The 21,447-nt window shown below is 36.9% G+C and carries 20 protein-coding genes; 6 read left to right on the top strand and 14 right to left on the bottom strand.

Features of this window, described 5'->3' with window-relative positions; genetic code table 11:
- Positions 1-15 precede the first annotated feature (15 nt).
- The 9 genes from gyrA to RIB54_RS00235 form a co-directional block, all read right to left on the bottom strand.
- On the bottom strand, positions 16-2,538 hold the full coding sequence (gyrA, locus tag RIB54_RS00195) for a DNA gyrase subunit A (RefSeq protein ID WP_350098627.1): 2,523 nt from the start codon (positions 2,536-2,538) through the stop codon (positions 16-18).
- Positions 2,539-2,733: 195 nt separating this feature from the next.
- Complete coding sequence (locus tag RIB54_RS00200) at positions 2,734-3,804, bottom strand: hypothetical protein (RefSeq protein WP_350098629.1); 1,071 nt, start codon at positions 3,802-3,804, stop codon at positions 2,734-2,736.
- 52 nt (positions 3,805-3,856) lie between these two features.
- The gene (locus tag RIB54_RS00205; protein ID WP_350067840.1) at positions 3,857-4,468 is read right to left on the bottom strand and encodes a hypothetical protein; all 612 of its coding nucleotides are present in this window, start codon (positions 4,466-4,468) and stop codon (positions 3,857-3,859) included.
- 119 nt (positions 4,469-4,587) lie between these two features.
- Entirely contained in the window at positions 4,588-5,034 is a 447-nt protein-coding gene (locus tag RIB54_RS00210; protein WP_350098631.1) for a hypothetical protein, read from the bottom strand.
- A 125-nt stretch (positions 5,035-5,159) separates the two neighbouring features.
- Positions 5,160-7,523 carry a TonB-dependent receptor gene (locus RIB54_RS00215; protein WP_350098633.1) on the bottom strand — a complete coding sequence of 788 codons (2,364 nt, stop codon included), beginning with the start codon at positions 7,521-7,523 and terminating at the stop codon, positions 5,160-5,162.
- Positions 7,524-7,541: 18 nt separating this feature from the next.
- Positions 7,542-8,195, bottom strand: a complete 654-nt coding sequence (gene rpe / locus RIB54_RS00220) for a ribulose-phosphate 3-epimerase (protein ID WP_350098635.1) — start codon at positions 8,193-8,195, stop codon at positions 7,542-7,544.
- A gap of 26 nt (positions 8,196-8,221) precedes the next feature.
- Positions 8,222-9,829, bottom strand: a complete 1,608-nt coding sequence (locus RIB54_RS00225; protein ID WP_350098637.1) for a S8 family peptidase — start codon at positions 9,827-9,829, stop codon at positions 8,222-8,224.
- Positions 9,816-10,505 (bottom strand): hypothetical protein, encoded by a 690-nt coding sequence (locus tag RIB54_RS00230; RefSeq protein ID WP_350098639.1) that lies wholly within the window; start codon positions 10,503-10,505, stop codon positions 9,816-9,818. The genes RIB54_RS00225 and RIB54_RS00230 overlap by 14 nt, the downstream gene beginning before the upstream one ends.
- A gap of 85 nt (positions 10,506-10,590) precedes the next feature.
- Entirely contained in the window at positions 10,591-10,908 is a 318-nt protein-coding gene (locus RIB54_RS00235) for a thioredoxin family protein (protein ID WP_350098641.1), read from the bottom strand.
- Between the two features lie 112 nt (positions 10,909-11,020).
- On the opposite strand from RIB54_RS00235, the gene trpF reads away from it, so the two are divergent.
- Genes trpF through RIB54_RS00250 form a run of 3 tightly spaced genes read left to right on the top strand, consistent with a single transcriptional unit; the run spans position 11,021 to position 13,687 of the window.
- On the top strand, positions 11,021-11,620 hold the full coding sequence (trpF, locus tag RIB54_RS00240; RefSeq protein ID WP_350098643.1) for a phosphoribosylanthranilate isomerase: 600 nt from the start codon (positions 11,021-11,023) through the stop codon (positions 11,618-11,620).
- 9 nt (positions 11,621-11,629) lie between these two features.
- Positions 11,630-12,709, top strand: coding sequence for an aminotransferase class V-fold PLP-dependent enzyme (locus tag RIB54_RS00245; RefSeq protein WP_350098645.1), 1,080 nt, complete (start codon positions 11,630-11,632; stop codon positions 12,707-12,709).
- 57 nt (positions 12,710-12,766) lie between these two features.
- Entirely contained in the window at positions 12,767-13,687 is a 921-nt protein-coding gene (locus RIB54_RS00250; protein WP_350068701.1) for a universal stress protein, read from the top strand.
- A 102-nt stretch (positions 13,688-13,789) separates the two neighbouring features.
- On the opposite strand, the gene RIB54_RS00255 is transcribed toward RIB54_RS00250, so the two are convergent.
- From RIB54_RS00255 to RIB54_RS00275, 5 genes are all read right to left on the bottom strand, one after another.
- Positions 13,790-14,620 (bottom strand): YoaK family protein, encoded by an 831-nt coding sequence (locus RIB54_RS00255; protein ID WP_350098647.1) that lies wholly within the window; start codon positions 14,618-14,620, stop codon positions 13,790-13,792.
- A gap of 1 nt (position 14,621) precedes the next feature.
- Positions 14,622-15,092 carry a hypothetical protein gene (locus tag RIB54_RS00260; RefSeq protein ID WP_350098649.1) on the bottom strand — a complete coding sequence of 157 codons (471 nt, stop codon included), beginning with the start codon at positions 15,090-15,092 and terminating at the stop codon, positions 14,622-14,624.
- Between the two features lie 9 nt (positions 15,093-15,101).
- The gene (locus RIB54_RS00265) at positions 15,102-15,602 is read right to left on the bottom strand and encodes a putative universal stress family protein (RefSeq protein WP_350098651.1); all 501 of its coding nucleotides are present in this window, start codon (positions 15,600-15,602) and stop codon (positions 15,102-15,104) included.
- Positions 15,603-15,725: 123 nt separating this feature from the next.
- Entirely contained in the window at positions 15,726-16,976 is a 1,251-nt protein-coding gene (locus tag RIB54_RS00270) for a sensor histidine kinase (RefSeq protein WP_350098653.1), read from the bottom strand.
- A gap of 146 nt (positions 16,977-17,122) precedes the next feature.
- Positions 17,123-17,824 (bottom strand): response regulator transcription factor, encoded by a 702-nt coding sequence (locus RIB54_RS00275; RefSeq protein WP_350098655.1) that lies wholly within the window; start codon positions 17,822-17,824, stop codon positions 17,123-17,125.
- A 291-nt stretch (positions 17,825-18,115) separates the two neighbouring features.
- On the opposite strand from RIB54_RS00275, the gene xseA reads away from it, so the two are divergent.
- Genes xseA through RIB54_RS00290 form a run of 3 tightly spaced genes read left to right on the top strand, consistent with a single transcriptional unit; the run spans position 18,116 to position 21,447 of the window.
- Entirely contained in the window at positions 18,116-19,348 is a 1,233-nt protein-coding gene (gene xseA, locus RIB54_RS00280) for an exodeoxyribonuclease VII large subunit (protein WP_350098657.1), read from the top strand.
- Positions 19,341-19,538, top strand: a complete 198-nt coding sequence (xseB, locus tag RIB54_RS00285; RefSeq protein ID WP_350098659.1) for an exodeoxyribonuclease VII small subunit — start codon at positions 19,341-19,343, stop codon at positions 19,536-19,538. Before xseA ends, xseB begins: the two co-directional genes overlap by 8 nt.
- Before the next feature lie 40 nt (positions 19,539-19,578).
- Positions 19,579-21,447, top strand: a complete 1,869-nt coding sequence (locus tag RIB54_RS00290; RefSeq protein ID WP_350098660.1) for a M1 family metallopeptidase — start codon at positions 19,579-19,581, stop codon at positions 21,445-21,447.

The raw sequence follows: 21,447 nt of genomic DNA on the forward strand, positions 1-21,447 counted from the left end.
TTAAGGTTGTGCAATTTATTCTTTTTCTGTTGAATTTTCAGTGTTTTCAGAATCATCAGCTCCTTCTTCTTTGTCTAATTCATCTTCTCCTTCAATTCTTTCTATTTTCTCTACAGATGATATCTCATCATTCTCATTTAACCTGATCAACTTAACACCCTGAGTAGCCCTTCCCATTACTCTCAGGTTCTCAACGGCCATTCTTATAGTGATGCCAGATTTGTTAATAATCATCAAATCATCTGTGTCAATAACCTCTTTAATTGCAACAAGCTTGCCAGTTTTCTCTGTAATATTGATGGTCTTAACACCTTTACCACCTCTTTTGGTTATTCTGTAGTCATCGATATCTGATCTCTTACCATAACCTCTTTCAGACACAACAAGTAGATTAGAGTCCTCTCTGTTAATGCACACCATGCCAACAACTTTATCGTCTTTTCCTTCCAATGCAACACCACGCACACCTGAAGCTGTCCTGCCCATTGGCCGAACGTCTGACTCATTAAAGTGAATAGCCTTGCCACTTGTTTTAGCAATAACGATATGATTAGTTCCATTTGTCAAGCTAACATTTAACAATCTATCTCCTTCTTTAACGGTGATAGCGTTAATACCATTTTGTCTAGGTCGAGAGTATGCTTCTAACGAAGTCTTCTTGATGGTACCATTTTCAGTACACATCATCACAAAGTTGTTATTTATATAATCCTCATCAGTCAGGTTTTCAACATTGATAATTGCCCTTACCACGTCACCTTGTTCTATATTAATAAGGTTCTGAATTGCTCTTCCTTTTGACGTTTTAGAACCTTCAGGTATCTGGTAAACCTTCTTCCAAAACACCTTACCAAACTCAGTAAAGATCAATAGGTAATTATGCGCTTTGGCAATAAACAAATGTTCGGTAAAATCGTCATCTTTTGTCGAAACACCTCTGGATCCTACACCACCTCTACTCTGAGTGCGATAATCTACCAAAGGTGATCTTTTGATATAACCCTGATGAGAAACCGTCAAGACCATTTCATCATTAGGTATCATGTCTTCATAAGTGATGTCATCGGCACTGTGAACTACTTCCGTTCTTCTTTCATCTCCATAACGCTCCTTCACTTCAATAACTTCATCTTTGATAATACCCATTCTGATGCTCTCGTCACCAAGTATTTCTTTCAATCGGATAATTAAAGCCATTACTTCTTCATATTCCTTTTGAATTTTATCACGCTCAAGACCTGTGAGTCTCTGCAAACGCATCTCCAGAATAGCTTTAGCCTGAATTTCTGACAACTCAAACTGTTTCATCAACCCTTCTTTCGCAGTATCAGGATCTTTGGCCTTTCTGATTAAGTTAATTACTTCATCGAGGTTATCAAGCGCAATAATGTAGCCTTCAAGTATATGAGCTCTTTTTTCCGCTTCATTGAGCTCATATTGGGTTCTTCTTATAACCACATCATGACGGTGATCAACAAAATGTTTGATCATGTCTTTTAAGTTTAAGGTCATAGGACGACCCTTAACCAAGGCTATATTGTTGACCCCAAATGAAGATTGAAGTTGAGTATATTTATAAAGGTGGTTAAGAACAATGCTTGGCATAGCATCCTTTTTAATGTCATAGACAATCCTTAATCCATCTCTATCCGACTCATCTCGAATATCTGAAATACCCTCAATTTTTTTCTCATTAACTAAAGCAGCTGTTCTTTCGATCATGTTTGCTTTATTAACCATAAATGGTATTTCAGTCACTATAATCTGCTCTTTACCCGTGCTGGTAGTTTCTATTTCTGCTTTAGCACGCATCAAAACCCTTCCTCTACCGGTCTCAAAAGCTTCTTTCACGCCTTGAAAACCGTATATAATACCACCTGTAGGAAAGTCAGGAGCAGTAATAAACTGCATGAGTCCGGCAATATCAATGTCATTATTATCTATATAGGCTACGATACCATCTACAACTTCAGATAAGTTGTGAGGTGGCATGTTTGTAGCCATACCTACTGCGATACCGGACGCTCCATTAACTAATAGATTAGGCAGCTTGGCTGGAAGTACCGTTGGTTCTTTTAAGGAATCATCAAAATTTGATTGAAAGTCAACAGTATCTTTGTTAATATCACCCAGCATTTCATCTGCGATTCTCTTCAACCTTGCCTCAGTGTAACGCATTGCTGCAGGTGAGTCACCGTCAATAGAACCGAAGTTACCCTGACCGTCAACCAGCATATATCTGAGTGACCAAGGCTGGGCCATTCTTACCATTGAATCATAAACTGCAGTATCACCATGTGGATGGTACTTACCCAACACCTCTCCGACTATTCTAGCCGATTTCTTATAAGCCTTATTATAACTTACCCCAAGGTCTAACATTCCATATAGAATCCTTCTATGGACAGGCTTCAATCCATCCCGCACATCGGGCAAAGCCCTTGAGACAATTACCGACATAGAATAATCTATATAGGCAACTCTCATTTCATCTTCAATATTAATTGGAATGATATTCTCGTTTGCTCCTTCCGCCATTGTTTTTAAATATACTTATCAATTAAAAATACAGGCGAATTTACGCAAATTTTGTCAAGAGACACACTCTTAAAACTACAATCTTAAGGGGTTTATTAACTGATTATTAACTATGTGTAAATCAGATAGTTATGAAGGAGTAAAATCGCAAAAATTTCACAATATGGAAATCAAATATCTCTAGGGATATTTAAATCAATATGGATCCATTTTTTTTCTATTCTTGCGCTTGTATTTTATTAGTCTTGGATAGTTCTCACCATGATGAGGATTCTGTTTTTTATAGAATGGATGTATCCTACTTCTATAGAGTCCATTACCATGCTGGTGGTTAACTTGAGTAGTACATTGCTTTAAGAAACATCTTCTTAGTTCAGGTATTCTGTATGTAACTCCTAACCCAATATAAAGCGCATTCATGGAAGTGTTTATAGATGAACTGCTTTCCGGTAAACTGATGGTATAATTTTTATAGTCAAATGACGGACGCACAAATGCAGTAAAATACTCTGACAATTCCCTTTCAATAGTCACACCAAGGTTCACATAAACCCCTTTGTCAATCAGTGACTTATCAAACTTACTTGACAATTTATATGCCCCTATCTGAGCATCTACTGCCAGTGTATATTCATAATATCTATACACCTTAGCTCCTAAAATCAAAAAATACCTCTTAAAGAAAGTACTACCAAAATTAGGAGTAATGGACGCAACAGTATCTGAAAAATTAACGGCTTTAAACTGTCCTACCCTATGATACTCAAACTGAAATCCACCACCAATTTTGTACTTATCCATTAACTCTATATGAACAGTGGTTGTTAGAGGAATGCTGGTACCTGGTGCTTTGAAAGTAAGATCGGCTGAATCAGAGCTTATCAGGAAGTCATTTCCCGTATAAGGCACGTTATCACTCTGATTAACAGTATTAAACCAATACCTATAGCCGTTTGGAACACTGCCACCAGATATATTAACACCCTTATCAAAAATTAAGGGTGTGCTATCCTGCTGCTGAAGTAAAGCATAGTCCCCGAGATCCTGACTGTAAAAGGTACGCCCATATCCGGTTGAAAGGCCGAAATGAAGTTTAGATAATAGCTTTCTAAATGCATTATCCCCTTTAGGTTTTGCGTAGAAGTGATCCAAAGGAATGGCCGCTCCTTCACTCTCTTCTTGCGCATAAATGGTCATTGAAATGGTGAGTAACACCAGAACTGTGAAAATCTTTTTGGAATGTAAAAGGGCAGTTCTAATGATCATGTAATTTAAACAGGCAAATTTAAAAAATATTATTGAGGAAGCCTGTTCTGCCCTACCTCAATTCAAAAGTCTTGCAAAATAATGTAAAAACAAGATATTGACTTATTTCCAGTTTGTTTCCTATATCCTGAATTTTCTCAAATTCAACAGCAGAGATAGCTCTTTCTTCCACAATTTCAGCTTCATCATGCAGGAAGAATGAGGACAAAAACCGAACAAACGCATAGGGGGCATGCATTAGTTCACGAGCGAACCCAATGATATTATCTGCATCGTCATTTGCATTCTTTAACTTAAGCGAATTCAGATCGCAGGTATTGCGCATCGCTAGTTTTATTACTTCAAGAAATGGTAATTCCCATTTATCGAAACTCTTTATTAAAAACTTCATAGCATGCGCCACAGGATCAACTTTCAAGAAAAACCCACCTTTTGACATCTTTCGGGCCATTTTATTCAGTGCCAGTTCTTCGAACAAGCTAATCGTTCCATTCGCTAATGCTACTCCCACAGTAGGAGTCATCATAATCAATGAAAGGAAATCATGCTCGGAAATCTCAAGGAAATTAGCCTCGGTTTCAATAAACTCTTTACGCAACTTAATTACTTCGTCCAGCACGACTGGAATTTCGATTATTGTGGCAATTTCATTCTCTGAAAACATACTATAGCTCGTTTAAGACGAAAAGATACAAAAATTGAACCCATTTAATAATAATATTTATAAAAATGGCATAAAAAAAGGTGCCTAGGCACCTTTCATAAGTTCAATAGTGATATTGATTATGCTCCTTCTTCCACCAGTTGAATCTTGGCAAGAATTACTTCATATCTTGCTTTAACTGCTTCATCCGAGTCAATAGCAGCTTTGATCGCTTTGTATGTTTTTCCTCCATCGGGTAACATTTTAGTAGCCAACAGCTGATTCACCTGCTTAATAGCATCAATTCTATCCTCTTTCATTTCCTCAATAGTGGCCATAAACTTGGTTTCAAATTCCGTGGCCGCTTCCCCTTCTCCTTTAGAAAGCTCACTGAACCTTTTTCCAGTCATACCTTCCTGGTTTTTGATCATGTCATTAAGTGCCACACTGATTTCAGCTTTCATAGCATCTACTGACTCCATCAACAATGCATACCTTCTAAGGTTCTCATCAGTAATTTCTTCGCTTTGTGCATTACTCACATTTACTACAACACCCATCAATAATGCAGCAATTAAAAGTTTCATTTTCCTCATTACTTTATTTGTTTACTTACAACTAGATTTTTAAAAACCCCGAATAAAACACAAACGACCTATCTAATCAAGAAAAATGGTAAGAAATTAACTATTTAAAGTAAAAAAACCCTCTTTTATAGCCTAACTCTAGCCCTGATATTTAAAAATCTGGCTGATAATGAGTTAGGTACGGCATACTGATTGTTATTGACATCAGCAATCCAAGTGTAGGAAATGGCATTGTCTGAACCAAAGAGATTTAATATTTCAGCGCTGATGGTCAGTAAGGTTTCATCATTATTAAAAATTGACTTCAAATGAAAAAGCCTTGAAAAGCCCATATCAATTCTGGTATAGGCATCCCCATTAAATGAATTTCTACGTTGAAAGTTACCTGGTGCTCCAAATGGCAGGCCACTACCATACAGAAAGTTAAGATTTACTCTTATGTCAGGGTTATTAGGAATGTGGTCCTGAAAGAAAACTGCAACATTCAACCTTTGGTCTGAAGGACGTCTTATGTATCCCTTACCATCTCCTTCGACATCTTCTCTTACATTTAACACACCTAAACTAAACCATGACTCTGCTCCTTCTATAAACTCTCCACTTATACGCATATCAAAACCTGCAGCATAGGCTTCTGCATCATTATTAGCATAATAACGCACTTTTACATTGTCAACTTCATAAGGAACAACATTCTTAATTTTCTTATAATATACTTCACTCGTTAGAATAAATGGTCTGCCCCACCACGTAAGTCCGTAATTAACCCCTCCTATAATATGCAGTGATTGTTGGGCCTTAAGCTTAGTATTTAATACACCATCAAAATTTCTGAGTTCACGAAAAAATGGTGGTTGCTGATAAATGCCAACTGCACCAGAAAAAGTGACTTTTCGCGAAAAGTCAGGCTTAATAGAAATCTGCCATCTCGGGCTTATTAAGAACTGCTCGTTCAAATCCCAATAATTACCACGTACTCCAAAGGTTGTAGTAATGCTTTTTGACAGTGAAACTGTACTTTGAACAAAAGCTGTATATTGATTCGATTCAATCCTGTTATTGGCCTGAACCGCGTTGATTTGTGTGACATAATCAGCAGAATCAGTAAAATCATATTCCTGAAGTTGGTCTTCTATTAGTTGACGACTATAGCCAAGTCCAAATTCTACTGTCGCATTATCCAAAAAGATTACATTTCTATTCTCCGCATTCACTATTTCTGCCTCCAGACTGTTTCTGCCATAATCATAATTAGTGCCTATGCCACGGGTAAAAACACAATCATTAAATGTAGAACTGGATAGGTTCTTATCCACATCGCATAACCGATAACCGCCTTCAACCTCAGTATATTCTCTTTCAGTGGCTTTTACTACTGAAGTGATCAATTGAGTGCGCCAGGTCTTATTGATTCTATGATTTAGCTTTATTCCGCCCTGATAGGTATCATATTCCAATAACTCTTTGCCCACAAAAGCCACATACAGCCGAAGTGACTGATTGAAATTGCCAAATTCAGTTTCTCTGCTTTCTGGAGTTACTTCATACCTGTTTCGGGCATAAGCGGTTAGCAAGCCTATTGTGGTACGATTCTTATCTTCTTTCTTCCCAACATTAAAATTGATATATGACTGATAGTCCGTGAATTTAGGCAGGTATTGACCATTAGTTTCCAGTGTATTGAGAAGATATCTTGACGACTTATGACGGGCTCCAACAGTATAATTTAGTCTTTCATTGTTAGTTGCTCCTTCAAAATGAATACTCCCACCTAATAGGCTTCCACTAATGGATCCTGCAAACTTCTCAGGTGTTTTATATTTAACATTAAGAACAGAAGCCAGCTTATCTCCATATTTGGCTTGCCAACCTCCTGCAGAAAACTCTACAGAACTTACCAGATCAGAATTAATGAAACTAAGGCCTTCCTGTTGACCATTAGTGACCAAAAAAGGCCGGTATATAGGAATGTCATTTACATAAACGAGATTTTCATCAAAGTTCCCTCCCCTAACGGAATAGGTTGAAGACAACTCATTGTTACTAACAACACCAGGCAGTGTAACTAATATCTTATTAAATTCCCTAAAAGGTGTAGGAAGTAGCTCCGCTGATTTTGGATCGAGCTTAGTAACACTTGGACCGACCGTTTCATCTCTGTTACCAGTCACTTTAATCTCATCCAGCAGCTCTGTTGATTCTATTAAAACAATATTGAGATTGGTTTCTGTTTGCGTGACCTCTTTTTCAGCGGAGACATAACCGACAAAAGAAAAAACAATTATTATAGAATCTACATTGCTTAAACTTAATGTGAAGCGGCCTTCACTATCTGTAGCAGTTCCTTTATTTTGACCTTTTAAGGTAATATTAACACCTTCAAGTGGCAGACCAGCCTGATTTGTAACGGCACCTGATATTACCTGTCCCTGAGCCGAGGAAAAAGAGGTTATTAAAGAGAATAAAAGAACAAGTGCGGAAAGCCTCATCAAAAACAACTATTAATCTTAAACGCTCTTAAGACTAGAAATAGTATCAATTGGGTTTTCAGAATTAAAAACAAAACTGCCAGCGACTAATACATCTGCTCCTGCCTCTATCAATTTAGGAGCATTCTCCTGATTCACTCCACCATCAATTTCTATCAATGTACCAGCATTCGCATCACTAATAATTTCCTTCAGTTGCCTTACTTTTTTATAAGTATTCTCAATGAATTTCTGACCACCAAAACCCGGGTTGACAGACATGAGACAAACCAGATCTATGTCTTGAATGCAGTCTTCTAATAGCTGAACATTAGTATGAGGATTGATGGCCACACCGGCTTTACAGCCAAGTGCCTTAATCTGCTGTAAATTTCTGTGTAGGTGATTACAAGCTTCATAATGTACTGAAATTATCTCGGCTCCTGCTTTTTTAAAGGCTTCGACATAGTTTTCAGGGTTCTGTATCATCAAATGTACATCCAAAGGCTTGGTAGCATGTTCATTAATAGCCTTCATTACAGGCAAGCCAAAAGATATGTTTGGAACAAAAACCCCATCCATAATATCTATGTGGATCCAGTCGGCCTGACTGGCATTTAGCATCTCGACATCACGTTGAATATTAGCAAAATCAGCTGCTAAAACCGATGGGGCAATGATAGGAGTTCTCATACCGACAAAGATAGAAAAATTAACTATTAGTACTTTACTATACGATGGATTGAAGGGTTACCTGAGTCACCTTGTATTTCAAGCAAATAAAAGCCCGCATTGACATCATCCAAATCCAATGTAACAGTTCCATCATAGTCGGAATTAACGGTGATTTCTCTTAGCATTTTTCCCGTGGCATCAATAACATTAAAATGATATAAACGATGAGCAACCAGGCTATTAATTTGAAGTTCACTGCTAAATGGGTTTGGATAAACTAATAAATTTTTATCCTTAAGGTCATCAATAGCTGTTATATCCATTACATGATTGGGTATACCATGTCCATATAAATTATCAGGGTTATTGGCTTGACTACCTAATGATAAAAGCAAGTCGAATAGCTCTTTATTGGTAAGTTCGGGATTTCTCTGCCATAATAAAGCTGCAAGACCCGCTACCTGAGGTGAGGCAAATGAAGTGCCTGAGTTGCTACCAACATTTCCATTTTGTCCAATCAAGGCAGTAGATCTGCCATAAGCCATTAAATCCGGTTTAATCCGTCCGTCAGCAGTTGGGCCAATAGAACTAAAGCTCGATTTTGACAGATTACTCTCAACAGAACCTATGCTTAGTACATTTGGCCCATCAGCAGGCGCAGTAACATACTGCCAGGAACTTGTTCCTTCATTTCCTGCGCTGGTTACTACCAATATTCCCTTAGTAAAAGCCTTTTCAGCGGCTCTGGTAATAACCGTAGTATTGCCGTCCATCTGCTCATAGGTATAGTTCATATATGCAGAATCGAAAGTATTGTACCCAACAGAGGCGTTAATGATGTCTACTCCGGCACTATCAGCCATTTCAGCAGCATAAAGAAAATTATATTCTTCTATTCTAAATTCAGACCTTGAGCCTGAATCATCCTCAGTTATGAAAAGCATAATGTCAGCCTCTGGAGCTACTCCTATATAGGTGTCTGATATTTTAGCTACAACAGTGCTTAATACCTGTGTACCATGCTGAAGATACTGAAATGGATTGTTATCATTCTCCACAAGATTGTATTGGCACTTTATTTTATTGTCATTAAATAAATGCTCAAATGGGCTGGTGTTATCAACACCTAAAAAACCACCGTCCATAAAAGCTATAATAATTCCTTCGCCAAGAAACCCTTCATTCTGAAGCTCTTGTACGCCTATTAAATTGTTTTGGAAATCTGTTTGTAAAGCCTCAGTTCCTTCCCCATCTTCCAGATCAGCCATTCTGGAATTAGATTTTAGCTTCTCTCCTGGAGCAACAAACTCCACACTATCAACAAAAGAGAGGAGTTCGATTGAGGCAACCTCAGCTTCTGAGGCTTGCACTAATACATTATTAAACCATTTACTCGTAAAAAAAACTTCTGCTCCAGTATTTTCAATTTCATCAAGATAATCTGGATTAACAGGCAGGTCTTCTTCTGTTACTTCTATACTCTGAGCTGCACGCCTTTCTATAGCCCTGTTTGATAAGTATTCTGACGGGTTAGAAACTTCAAAAGGTGAATTGGATTTATCCTTTAAATGAACCACATACCTAGCCTGACCAAAAGATAAACAAGTAGTAAAAATTAATAGAAATGATAATATGTTTTTAAAGCTCTCCATATTCTAGCAGTGCCTGTCTGTATTCCATACCCGTTTCAACAACTTCCTGTCCAAGGCAGTTTTCATCAGCACAGTAGTTAAGGTTGACTATTTCTTTATACACAAGACCAACATCTTTAGCATATATTTCAAAACGAGTATCAAGAGAAACTATAAAATCTTGGTTGTCAGCCTGAATAACAGTCAGTGTGTTTTCAAAATCCACTTCATTTAACCTAAATGAGAAACCTAAACTATCAATAACATAAGTATCTTGTTCCAATGAGTTAAAAGAGTTTCCGTTCCATGCAGCGCCTGCTTCAATAGGAAAGACAAGCTTTAGAAGGGAACGGTTTCCTTCGGTTACAATGGCGTTAAATTCAGTTCTTCTACTTTGCCACGTATTTAGATATTCCCAGTCCTCATTTTCATTTGCTCGAGTAAATCTATTAATGATAAATGTCTCCTGTTCAGCAGAAATGAATGATTCTTCTATTTCATGCCTGATCTGAAAATCACTAGTTACTGCCTCCCCTGTATTCAAATAATCGGTTTGAGATACATTAAAAATTTGGTAGGTACCAGTGGCTAGAGGAAAATACTCATAGCCATAAATGGATGCATCAGGCTCCAGTTCCGTATCGCTGCAGCCTACTACAACCAGTAAAAAAATATAGAAGTATGATGTGTATTTCATGAACATTAAAACACAGTCTTTATAACCATTAAAGACCGTGTTTATTGCTCAAATATAGATATTAAACCTTAATGAAGTTTATTTTTTAGTTGACTTTAGCCAGCAATTCTAAAACTGCATCTTCTTTGCTGGAAGCAACACTCCCTACCAACTTATCCCCCTCAAATACTGCAAAATATGGCAAATTGGTAACGCCAGCTAGCTTTCGTGCTTCTGGATTTTCTTCTGCGTTAACATCCACAAAATTGATGTTAGTAAACCTTTCATCATCAGAAAGCCTTTTGAATTTAGGTGCGAACAACCTGCAACTACCACACCATCCTGCAAAATATTTAACTATTGTTTTTTTGTTAGTCGCTAAAGTCTCGTTAAAATTCGAATCGTTTAAAACTGTTACTGCCATTTAATTATCAATTTTTTAAGTTCGGCTGCAAAGCAAGTTAATTTCATTTAGTTTTGCCTGACTTTATTTATTGAATAATCTTATCAGCTAATTAGAAAAATCTATATCATAAATGGCACTCAAAACCTTCGTAAAAATAAACGGTGTAAACAATTTATCAGATGCAAGATACTGTGCAGGCATGAATGTAAATCTTATGGGGTTTTGCGTTAACCCTAACAGTGATGGGTACATCTCTCCAGAAAAATACGATGAAATTACCTCCTGGACATCTGGGGTTGAGTTTGTTGGTGAGCTAGCGGATAAGGAAAAAATTGATGTAGAAAGTATTACATCTAGCTATCAGGTTGGTTACATTGAAAGTAGTAATCTAAGTGCTCTAAATTCGATTGATGCATCTGTTAAAAAGATTTTAAACATAGATGTAGCTAATCTTAACAACAGCCCTTTTGAAGGTGTAGATCTTGTTATAGTTAGTAAAAACAATGATGACATTACCCCTGTAGAAATAGAAATCATTAAAAAAGTAGCAACTACTCATAAAGTTTTGATTGGTTATGGCGTTGCTGTAGATAATCTTGACAGTTTGCTTGAAGAAACAAATGCTTATGGCATTGCTATTTCAGCAGGATCTGAAATAAGACCTGGTTATAAAGATTATGATGAGTTGGCGGATATTTTGGAAGCGTTGGAAATAGACGAATGGGCTTAACATAAACCTATGAAAAAATTATACTTCACCCCCGGCCCATCACAACTGTACTTCACTGTTGAAGAACATCTTAAATCAGCCATTAAGAATGATATTGGTTCTATCTCTCACAGAAGCAAGGCGTTTGAGGCTATATTTTCTCAATGTGTGAGTAACATCAAAGCATTATTAAATCTTCCTGAGGGATATCATGTCTTTTTTACAGCTTCTGCCACTGAAATTTGGGAAAGGATTGGTCAAAATTTGATAGAAAGGGAATCTTTCCACTTTGTAAATGGCTCATTCTCATCAAAGTTTCAATCTATCGTCAATAACCTTAACAAAAGCGGGTTGGGCAAAACCGTAGAAGAAGGTCAGATTGTAGATGTGGAGAAAGTCTTGATTCCTGAAACTAGTGAACTGATAGCCATTACTTTCAATGAGACCAGCACAGGTGTTATGCATGAAATGGAAGATGTAAGGAAAATAAGAAATGCCTTTCCAGATCAGCTGATTGCCCTAGACGTTGTTTCCATTGCTCCAGGTGTGCCAATTGACTTTTCATTAGTCGATACTACTTATTTTTCGGTTCAAAAGTGTTTTGGCCTTCCTGCAGGTCTAGGTGTGTGGATTGTCAATGATCGATGCATTGAAAAATCTCAACAACTATTAAATAAAGGAATGAGTATTGGCTCCTACCATAGCTTGCCTGAGCTGGAAGCCAAAGCAAAAAGCAACCAAACACCAGAAACTCCTAATGTCTTTAACATGTATCTTCTGAGTAAAGTAACAGAAGATATGCTTCTAAAAGGGACTCAGCAAATACATATTGAGACAAATTACAAACATGCTGCTATTCAACACACAGTCAATGAGTCTCCATTTCTGAGCCATTTTGTTGAAGCTGAAAAGAACAGGTCAAAAACAACTGCTGTCATCAACTGCACGAACCCTACCAAAGTGATGAATGCACTTGCCGCCAAAGGTTTGATCATTGGATCGGGTTATGGAAAATTTAAAGCCAGTCAGGTAAGAATTGCCAATTTCCCGACTCATTCTAAAGAGCAAATTGAGATGCTTTCAGATGTAATATTATCTTTAAATATTTAGGAATTAAATAGTTATAATACTATTGCGTATTGTTACCTTTGCGGCAAAATTGGGAACATGGAACCGTTTAAGAACATTTTAGTAGGTCTTGACACATCGGCACTTGACGAAACACTAATTAAGTACGCATCTTTTATTGTAGATCATACTTCTGCCGAGAAAGTAGAGTTTGTAAATATTGTCAGAAATCTGAATTTGCCTTCAGATGTCAAGAAGGAATTTCCTGAGCTCGTTGAAAATGCATTAAAAGAAAGAAAAGAAAAATTAAAAGCATCCATTGACACTCATTTCAAACCTGAAAAGAAGGTTAAGTTGGTCATTAGTGCTAAAAAAGGCCAGGCTGGTGACCTGTTGAAGATAGCTGAAAAAAGTGGTGCCGATCTAATTATTGTTGGCCAAAAGAAAACCCTGGATGGAAATGGCATTACAACAATGCGCCTGGCCAGAAGAGCCAGTTGTAATCTTTTGATAGTTCCGGAAAATGTGACTCCAAAAGCTGACAAGATGTTGGTTCCCATTGACTTCTCCAGCTATTCCAAACTTGCTCTGGATCAAACCATTGATTTCTCAATAAGAATTGGTGGTTATACTGAAATTGTTTGTCAAAACGTGTACAGCGTGCCTGCTGGTTATCACTACACCGGCAAAACATTTGAAGAATTTTCTGAAATCATGAAAAAGAATGCACAGCAGGATTTTGCTAAATTCATGAAGAAGATCGACAAAAGGGGAATAAAAATTAGTGAAGTATATTCTCAGGATGTTAATGACAACCTGGCCAGCGACATTTATGATTTGGCTGATCAGATCCATCCTGATTTTATCATCATTGGTGCCAAAGGGCGTACTGCTGCAGCGGCTCTTTTCTTAGGTAGTTTGGCAGAAAAAATGGTAAATGATAAAATGAATCACCCACTCCTTGTTGTAAGGTTTAAAGGTAAAAACGCTGGGCTTTTAGAGACTTTCAGGGAATTTTAATTTAGGTGTGAACAACAGGCATTTAAAGAATGCCAAAATTAAGGCCTCCGATATTTAAATCAGGAGGCCTCTCTCATTTATCACACCTTACACTAACAAACTCTAATCATATACGAGGGTTTCTTTCTCTTTTTTAGTCTCACCTAACTTATCATAATTTAAATAAGCCTTCTGTTTATTAAGGTTATTGACACTGGGAGTAATTCTTATTTTTTGTTTAACTAACCTTCTGTAGAATTTCACTTTGGATAAGTCATAGGTGATTACTACTAACAAAAATATATTCACAAAATAAAATACCTTAAAACCTATTTTAGTAAACAGTAAACCCGCTACAATAGCACCTATCAGATAAGTTATCATAATGGAAAAAAGTAGTATTGCCTTTTGCCGCAATGGCTTATTATTTCTAAACTCCCTTTTTGTGAACATTGAAAAAAGCATTCCAAGTTCAGTGGTAGTTCCTGTTAAGTGAGTGGTCTTGACCGAAAAATTTGATATGCTGGCTGTAAGGCCATTTTGAAGCCCCATAGCAAAAAGCATTAGCGCAAGAATAAATTCAGTCTCCAATAATGTTTCCTTAAAGAAGTATTCCCCATACACTCCTACAGTCATCAAACAAGCAATTTCCAATAAAATTGGTAATGAATGAGCCAAATAGTTATTATAGTCTTTAAGATGAATAACAATAAAATTGGATAGGAATCCACCAAAAAAGAACAGGAATATCCAGCTCAACACAACACCCACCTGATACAAGTTTCCTTTGGCTATTTCCGAAGCAAGAATTGCATAATGTCCGGTTACATTTGATGTAAATGCGAAAAAAATCAGTAAAGAAGCAACATTGACCATACCCGCCACAAAAGCTGTTAGAACACCGAGTTTTAGGTTATCGGCTAAACTTCTGCTATTACTAAACTTACTTAACATATCAATTAAAATTTGTCTTGCTAAAAGTTAATTTGGCAATGCCCCTAGCTTGCATATCGGCTTCAAAATGTAGCACCATGGAGTTGTTATCGAGTGCTGAAAGGTTGTAGCGTTCAATATTGGTTTTGTCGTACCTTATTTCTAAAATATGCCCTCTTCCCTTTAACCTCCAATCCACTTCCTTTTCTTCACCATTGCCAGTCAGCAGTAATTTACCGTCAGGTTTAAAATTCCAAACTTCTGCTTCATGAATAACCAGGTGTTGTCCTAGTAAATTTTTAACAGCAGCAGTTAAATCAGTATGTTCTTCATTCAGGCTTTGCCCATAGCCATCTAACCTTTCATACTCCCATGAAGCCTCCTTCCATTCTCCCATAATCGTTACCTCAGGACTTATGGAAAAAGACATCATTGTACCAAACCCAACCACAATGATCAGCAGCGAAAACACATAGATAATACCGATTTTCATGACAGCGCCTTACTTTTGGCCAACAGCCATTTTATCATAAAATATTTCTGCCAGCTGACCCTTTTCGGGCATTATCATTTCCTGATGGATTTGCAATTCATGTATTTTAACATTGGCCTTATAAGCCAAAGGCAGCCAGTCAAAACTCTTCTTATTGTTGAATTTGTATTGAAAGTTAGTAGCAACCACCACTTCGTCAATTGCATTAGCCTCGACATAATTGTTAAAAGCCGCACGGTTATAACCGCTGAAAATATCGATTCTTATGGACTCAATATTGGAGTCATACTTGTTTTTTAATATATGAATAGCTTCGTTGAATTCATCGTTGCTCAATTCTTTGATCAATTTATCTTTAGAATAAAACAACAACTCAGTTATTGAGGTGGACATATACGCACCATGTAGAAGTATGATATTGAAAGTACCAGTACTTTCCTGCATCATTTTTTTTAATGTATTTAATGATTCTATGCTGAAATCAATAGGAACTAATATATTCTTGCCCATAGCTTTAAATTTTAATTTGTTCAAAGCTATTACCCCCACATTAGAGACTATTTAAAATAGAATTAGAATAAAATTAGAATTGCAGGGTAAACATTAAAATAAGATTAGAATATAAAGAATGAGTTATTCCACTCTTGTAGAACCTTCCCAAAAGGGCAATTTGATTTGAACTGTAGTACCTTGATTTTGAATAGACGATACTATTAATTCGCCTTTGTGCATTCTTATTATGTTTCTTGTAAGTGGAAGCCCAATTCCATAACCTTCAAATGGCTTTGTGTTTGATGCCCTAAAAAAAGGATCATAGATAAATTGAAGCTCAGTTTTCGGAATTCCAATACCACTATCCCTTACAACAATCCAAACGTTGTTTTCTGAAGCACCAATAGATACTATCACATCAGCAAAATTAGAATACTTACAAGCATTACTTATTACATTACTAAATGCGAGATGGAGAAGCTGTTCATTACCATTAACCTTCAGTTTCATCGGATTTTCCGGCAAAAGGTTTAAATCAAGTTTAATCTGGTTTTTGGGGTTAATCTTTTTGAGTGTCTCTTGCACGTCCAAAATGAGCTGATCTACTCTGAGTTTATCAAATTTCTGGGCTTTCCCATTAAAACCAGTTTGAGCTAAAAACAATAGAGCTTTTGTCTTTTGGTCTAAACTCTCAGCTTGCTCTAGTATTACTTCAAAAGCTTCAATATAGCTTTTCTGATCCCGTGGTTTGACCAAGGTAACATCTGCAATACCTATAATTGCTGTTAATGGAGTGCTAAGCTCATGAGAAGCATTGCTGATAAAATTGTTTTGGGTCTCAAATGATGTTTCAATCCTGTCTAACATTGTATTAAAAGTGTTGACCAGCTCTTTCAAGTCAACATTATTACTATTTTCATTATCAAGCCGCAAGTGTAAGTTTTCAGAGCTTATTTCTTTCACTTTGTTAGTAATCTCACGCAATGGTTTGGAAATATACTTTTGGAAATTATAGATAATCAGAATAGAGATTAATACGGCTATAATAACAGCAATAAGCAGTACTTTTTTTAAATAAGTTTCATGATGTGTTTCAAAATAATTCTCTGCACTTGAAATTACAATGTACTTGCTACTACCGCGTTCTAACAACACACCCTTAAAATACTGGGCTCCATCCCTATAATTGGCTTCCCCGTTATTAACTACCTGGTAGAAAAAATCAGAAGGCAACTCCAAAAACCTGGCATTGTCGGTGAAGGCACTGTCAGAATTGGCCGTAAATATATAATCGCGTTCATGAGGCACCCTGTCAAGCACGTCTTCATCCTTATTATCAATGTCATGGTTCACATCCGGAAAGGAATTATTAATAAAAGTTTTGGCCCTCATATCAAGAAGCGTATAAAAATCTGCATGGTTATAATTTGATACAGACCAATAAATAAAAATACTAAACAGCAGAATGATGCTGAAGAATGTAGAGATAACTAGTAATATGGTTTTTCCTGATGCACTCAAAATGTCTTAATCAAGGTTTAGTTATCAATCTTCAAAACATAACCCATCCCAACAACTGTATGAATAATTTTATTGCCATCACCCAGATCAATCTTTTTTCTAAGGTAGTTAACATAAACATCAACCACATTGGTGCCCATATCAAAGTTGACATCCCAGACATTTTCAAGTATGTCTGTTCTGGATAGCACTCTGTTTTTGTTCCTTAAAAAGTATAGTAACAAACGGTATTCTGTTGTGGTCAATGAAATTTTAACCTCCTTCCTCTTAACAGTCTTTGCGTCATCATCTAACTCCAAATCATCAAATGAGTATATATTATCCCGCTCTTCTAATTTAGTGACAGAAATTGAGCCGTTAGTTCTACGTAACAAACTATTTATTCTTGCTAACAGCTCAATGAACTTAAATGGTTTTACCAAGTAATCATCTGCCCCGTTATTTAGCCCTAACACAACATTTTCTGCTGCCCCCAGGGCTGTTAAAAATAGAATTGGAGTTGTAGGATCTACTTTTCTTATGGCACTGCACACTTCTAGACCATTCATTTCTGGAAGCATAATATCCAAAATGATTAAATCAAAACTATTTTGCAATGCTAATTCCAATCCAGTCTTACCATCTAAAGCCACAGTTACGTCAAACTTTTCTTCGGTTAATCCAGTTTTGATGAATGATACAACATGTATTTCATCTTCTACGAGTAATAAGTTCTTCATTTCAGTAGACTATTGGTTTTGCGACATGCTCGAAATTCGTAAAAAGAAATAAATAATTTCAATATTCGAAATTTTCATTTTCCTCAAACACGATCCTGTTCTGCAAACAAATGAATTAGCAAAATGTCCTGATATATTTAAAGATATCTCAATAAAATGATTAGACAACGGCATTATTTTGATTCAGATGCGCATCTCTTTACAAATGAAATCCAAAAAATACCACTTGTATATTATTCAAATAAAACCATTAAGATAGGTGATTAATTAAATAAATTTGGTGCTTCAATCATGGAGCACCTTTCTCTTTTTCAACTTAACAAACTAATTCAAAAAACACTTGATGGGCATCTGGATGCCAGTTATTGGGTTATTGCTGAGATTGGAGAATTAAGAGTCAATCAAAATGGGCATTGCTATCTTGAGTTGGTCGAAAAAGAAAACAACAACATAATTGCCAAGTCAAGGGCTACCATTTGGGCAAATAACTATAGGAACCTGTCATTATGGTTTGAGAAAATGACTGGACAGTCTTTACAGCAGGGACTTAAAATACTTTGTAATCTTAATGTTCAGTTTCATGAGCTCTATGGTCTTAGTTATAACATCAGGGACATTGATGCCAACTTTACATTAGGTGAAAGGGCACGAAAACGTCAGGAGGTAATTCTAAAATTACAAGAAGATGGGGTTTTTGATCTCAACAAGTCCCTTGAGGCACCAAGAGTGATGAAGAAAATTGCTGTGATCAGCTCACCTTCTGCTGCTGGCTATGAAGATTTTCTAAACCAGTTGGACAGCAACAGGTACGGTTACAAGTTCGATGTTACGCTGTTCAAGTCTATTATGCAGGGAAATACCGCTCCTGAATCCATGATCAATGCCTTGCTAGCCATACATAATTCAAATTCGGAATTTGATGGTGTGGTAATTATAAGAGGCGGGGGTTCACAAATAGACCTGGATTGTTTTGATGACTATGAACTAGCTGCACACTGCTGTCAGTTTCCATTACCAATTTTATCTGGAATAGGTCATGAGCGCGATGAGTCGGTGCTGGATATGATAGCCTTCAGGTCATTAAAAACCCCTACCGCTGTGGCCGAATGGATCATTAATGTAAATATGGATTTTGAGATTGAACTAACTCAGAAGTTTGAGCAGCTATCAAAAATAGTCCTCCAAAGCCTAAAGTTTGAACAGCAGCGGGTTAATCAAATTGTTTCTAAGATTAAAAGCTCAGGGAAGGTGGTTCAGGTCAATGAAAATTATAGACTAAATACCCTTAAATCGAATCTGAAAACAGCTTTAAAGCACCAGCTATCAAGCCTGGACTCAGAGTTAACGCTAAAAGCAAAGATTATTGATCACCTCAACCCTCAAAACATCTTAAAACGCGGTTACACCATGACCAGCAAAAATGGAAAGCCTATAGGAAGTCAGAAATTGAGTATTGGAGATATTATAGTAACCACAACGAATAAAATGACAATTAATAGTAAAATTGCCGAAATCAATGAGTAAGAAGAAATTAAACTATACAGAGGCTCTTACTGAATTGGAAGGGATAATAGAGCAGATAGAAAGTGGCGATTTAACAGTTGACGAGCTTTCTGAAAAAGTAAAAACAGCCGCTGATCTGGTAAAAGTCTGCCAAGATAAGCTCAGAAAAACAGAAGACGAGATCAACAAGACTTTAGAAGGTCTTGAGTAGATTAATTTCTTATAATAATTTTGAATCTAAACACAGTTATATGAATACAATTAGACTAACAATCCTGCTTTTTTTAACCACTGCCCTGTCTTTTGGGCAAAATACAACATACTGGCAACAGAGTGCTGAATATACCATGTCAATTGATATGGATGTAACCACCAATAAACTGCAAGGCACGCAGAAAGTTGTGTACATCAACAACTCGCCTGATACACTGACAAAAGTGTACTATCACCTTTATTTTAATGCATTTCAGCCTGGCAGCATGATGGACATTCGTTCGTTAAATATTTCTGATCCGGATAGAAGAGTTGGTTCAAGGATATCAAAGCTAAAAGATGATGAAATAGGTTACCAACACATCCTTTCATTAAAGCAAGACGGTAAAAAGGTGGCTAATAATGTTCAGGGCACTATCCTGGAGGTCGTTCTCAACAAGCCAATACTCCCGGGCAAAAAGTCTACACTTGAAATGGAGTTTGAGGCTCAGGTTCCAATCCAAATTAGAAGGTCTGGTAGGGACAATGCAGAAGGCATCAGGTACTCCATGGCTCAGTGGTATCCTAAAGTGGCAGAATATGATTACCTGGGATGGCATACCAATCCATACATAGGTCGTGAATTTCACGGCATATGGTCAAATTTTGATGTTAAAATCAGTATAGATTCTGCATACACAATTGGTGGCACCGGATATTTACAAAATGCAGATGAAATAGGTCATGGTTATGCAACAGACAACAGTAAAGTAAATAAGAAAAACGCCAAAAATACCTGGCATTTCAAAGCCCCAATGGTGCATGATTTCATGTGGGCTGCTGACCCAGACTATAAGCACGTTACAGCGCAAGTTCCTAACGGACCAATGATGCATTTCTTCTATGAGGAGACTGAAGAAAACAAAGAGGCATGGGCCAAATTACCCGAGTATATGGTTAAAGCCATGACTTTTATGAATAAAGAGTTTGGTGTATATCCATATGAGCAGTACTCATTTATTCAAGGTGGTGATGGAGGTATGGAATACCCAATGGCCACGCTTATTACAGGTAACAGAAGCTTTACGAGCCTTTTAGGTGTGAGCGTTCACGAAATGATCCACAGCTGGTATCAAGGCGTTTTAGCCAACAACGAAAGCCTGAATGAGTGGATGGATGAAGGCTTTACTTCATATGCATCAGACATTACCATGCACTATCTCCTTCCTGATGATCCTTCACAAGCTGATGTTTATGGTGGATCTATCAGAAGCTATGTTAGTATGGCAACAAGTGGCGTTGAAGAACCCTTAACCACTCATGCAGATCATTATCATACCAATAGATCGTATGGAAGAAATGCTTACTCAAAAGGTGCAGTATTTCTTATTGGCTTAAACTACATTTTGGGTACTGATACTTTTATGAAAGGAATGAGAAGGTACTATAACGAGTGGAAGTTTAAGCACCCAACACCTATCAATGTTCTCAGGGCAATGGAAAAGGTATCTGACTTACAACTTGACTGGTATCTTGAAGATTTTGTTTACACAACCGACCAAATTGATTACAGCATCAAAACAATAGCTGGCAATGGTGATAAAACATATATCACGCTGGAGCGTCAGGGTGAAATGATCATGCCTATCGACTTGGAAATAACTTATAAAGATGGGTCGAAAGAGATGGTTTATATTCCGCTAAGAATTATGAGAGGCAGTAAGCCAGCAGAAAATAAGGAAATGCAAAGAACAACAGCAGAAGCATGGCCATGGACCTACCCTACTTATACTTTCGAATTAAATAAGAATTCTTCCGAGATTTCAAAAGTAGAAATCGATCCTTCTGGTAGATTAGCCGATGTAGATAAATCTGACAATGTAATTGACTTTACTGCAATTAAACCATTTACAGACCCGACTAAGTAA

Origin of the sequence: Fulvivirga sp. (genome assembly GCF_040218215.1) — a bacterium.
In the GTDB taxonomy this organism is placed as follows: Bacteria; Bacteroidota; Bacteroidia; order Cytophagales; family Cyclobacteriaceae; genus Fulvivirga.

Bases quoted from the DNA above. Each gene is read 5' to 3' on its own strand.
- RIB54_RS00230 (WP_350098639.1), bottom strand. From the start codon at position 10,505: ATGAAATACACATCATACTTCTATATTTTTTTACTGGTTGTAGTAGGC.
- RIB54_RS00210 (WP_350098631.1), bottom strand. From the start codon at position 5,034: ATGAAACTTTTAATTGCTGCATTATTGATGGGTGTTGTAGTAAATGTG.
- gyrA (WP_350098627.1), bottom strand. From the start codon at position 2,538: ATGGCGGAAGGAGCAAACGAGAATATCATTCCAATTAATATTGAAGAT.
- RIB54_RS00245 (WP_350098645.1), top strand. From the start codon at position 11,630: ATGAAAAAATTATACTTCACCCCCGGCCCATCACAACTGTACTTCACT.
- RIB54_RS00265 (WP_350098651.1), bottom strand. From the start codon at position 15,602: ATGGGCAAGAATATATTAGTTCCTATTGATTTCAGCATAGAATCATTA.
- trpF (WP_350098643.1), top strand. From the start codon at position 11,021: ATGGCACTCAAAACCTTCGTAAAAATAAACGGTGTAAACAATTTATCA.
- RIB54_RS00205 (WP_350067840.1), bottom strand. From the start codon at position 4,468: ATGTTTTCAGAGAATGAAATTGCCACAATAATCGAAATTCCAGTCGTG.
- RIB54_RS00235 (WP_350098641.1), bottom strand. From the start codon at position 10,908: ATGGCAGTAACAGTTTTAAACGATTCGAATTTTAACGAGACTTTAGCG.
- rpe (WP_350098635.1), bottom strand. From the start codon at position 8,195: ATGAGAACTCCTATCATTGCCCCATCGGTTTTAGCAGCTGATTTTGCT.
- RIB54_RS00255 (WP_350098647.1), bottom strand. From the start codon at position 14,620: ATGTTAAGTAAGTTTAGTAATAGCAGAAGTTTAGCCGATAACCTAAAA.
- xseB (WP_350098659.1), top strand. From the start codon at position 19,341: ATGAGTAAGAAGAAATTAAACTATACAGAGGCTCTTACTGAATTGGAA.
- RIB54_RS00270 (WP_350098653.1), bottom strand. From the start codon at position 16,976: ATGAGGGCCAAAACTTTTATTAATAATTCCTTTCCGGATGTGAACCAT.
- RIB54_RS00200 (WP_350098629.1), bottom strand. From the start codon at position 3,804: ATGATCATTAGAACTGCCCTTTTACATTCCAAAAAGATTTTCACAGTT.
- RIB54_RS00260 (WP_350098649.1), bottom strand. From the start codon at position 15,092: ATGAAAATCGGTATTATCTATGTGTTTTCGCTGCTGATCATTGTGGTT.
- RIB54_RS00290 (WP_350098660.1), top strand. From the start codon at position 19,579: ATGAATACAATTAGACTAACAATCCTGCTTTTTTTAACCACTGCCCTG.
- RIB54_RS00275 (WP_350098655.1), bottom strand. From the start codon at position 17,824: ATGAAGAACTTATTACTCGTAGAAGATGAAATACATGTTGTATCATTC.
- xseA (WP_350098657.1), top strand. From the start codon at position 18,116: ATGGAGCACCTTTCTCTTTTTCAACTTAACAAACTAATTCAAAAAACA.
- RIB54_RS00215 (WP_350098633.1), bottom strand. From the start codon at position 7,523: ATGAGGCTTTCCGCACTTGTTCTTTTATTCTCTTTAATAACCTCTTTT.
- RIB54_RS00250 (WP_350068701.1), top strand. From the start codon at position 12,767: ATGGAACCGTTTAAGAACATTTTAGTAGGTCTTGACACATCGGCACTT.
- RIB54_RS00225 (WP_350098637.1), bottom strand. From the start codon at position 9,829: ATGGAGAGCTTTAAAAACATATTATCATTTCTATTAATTTTTACTACT.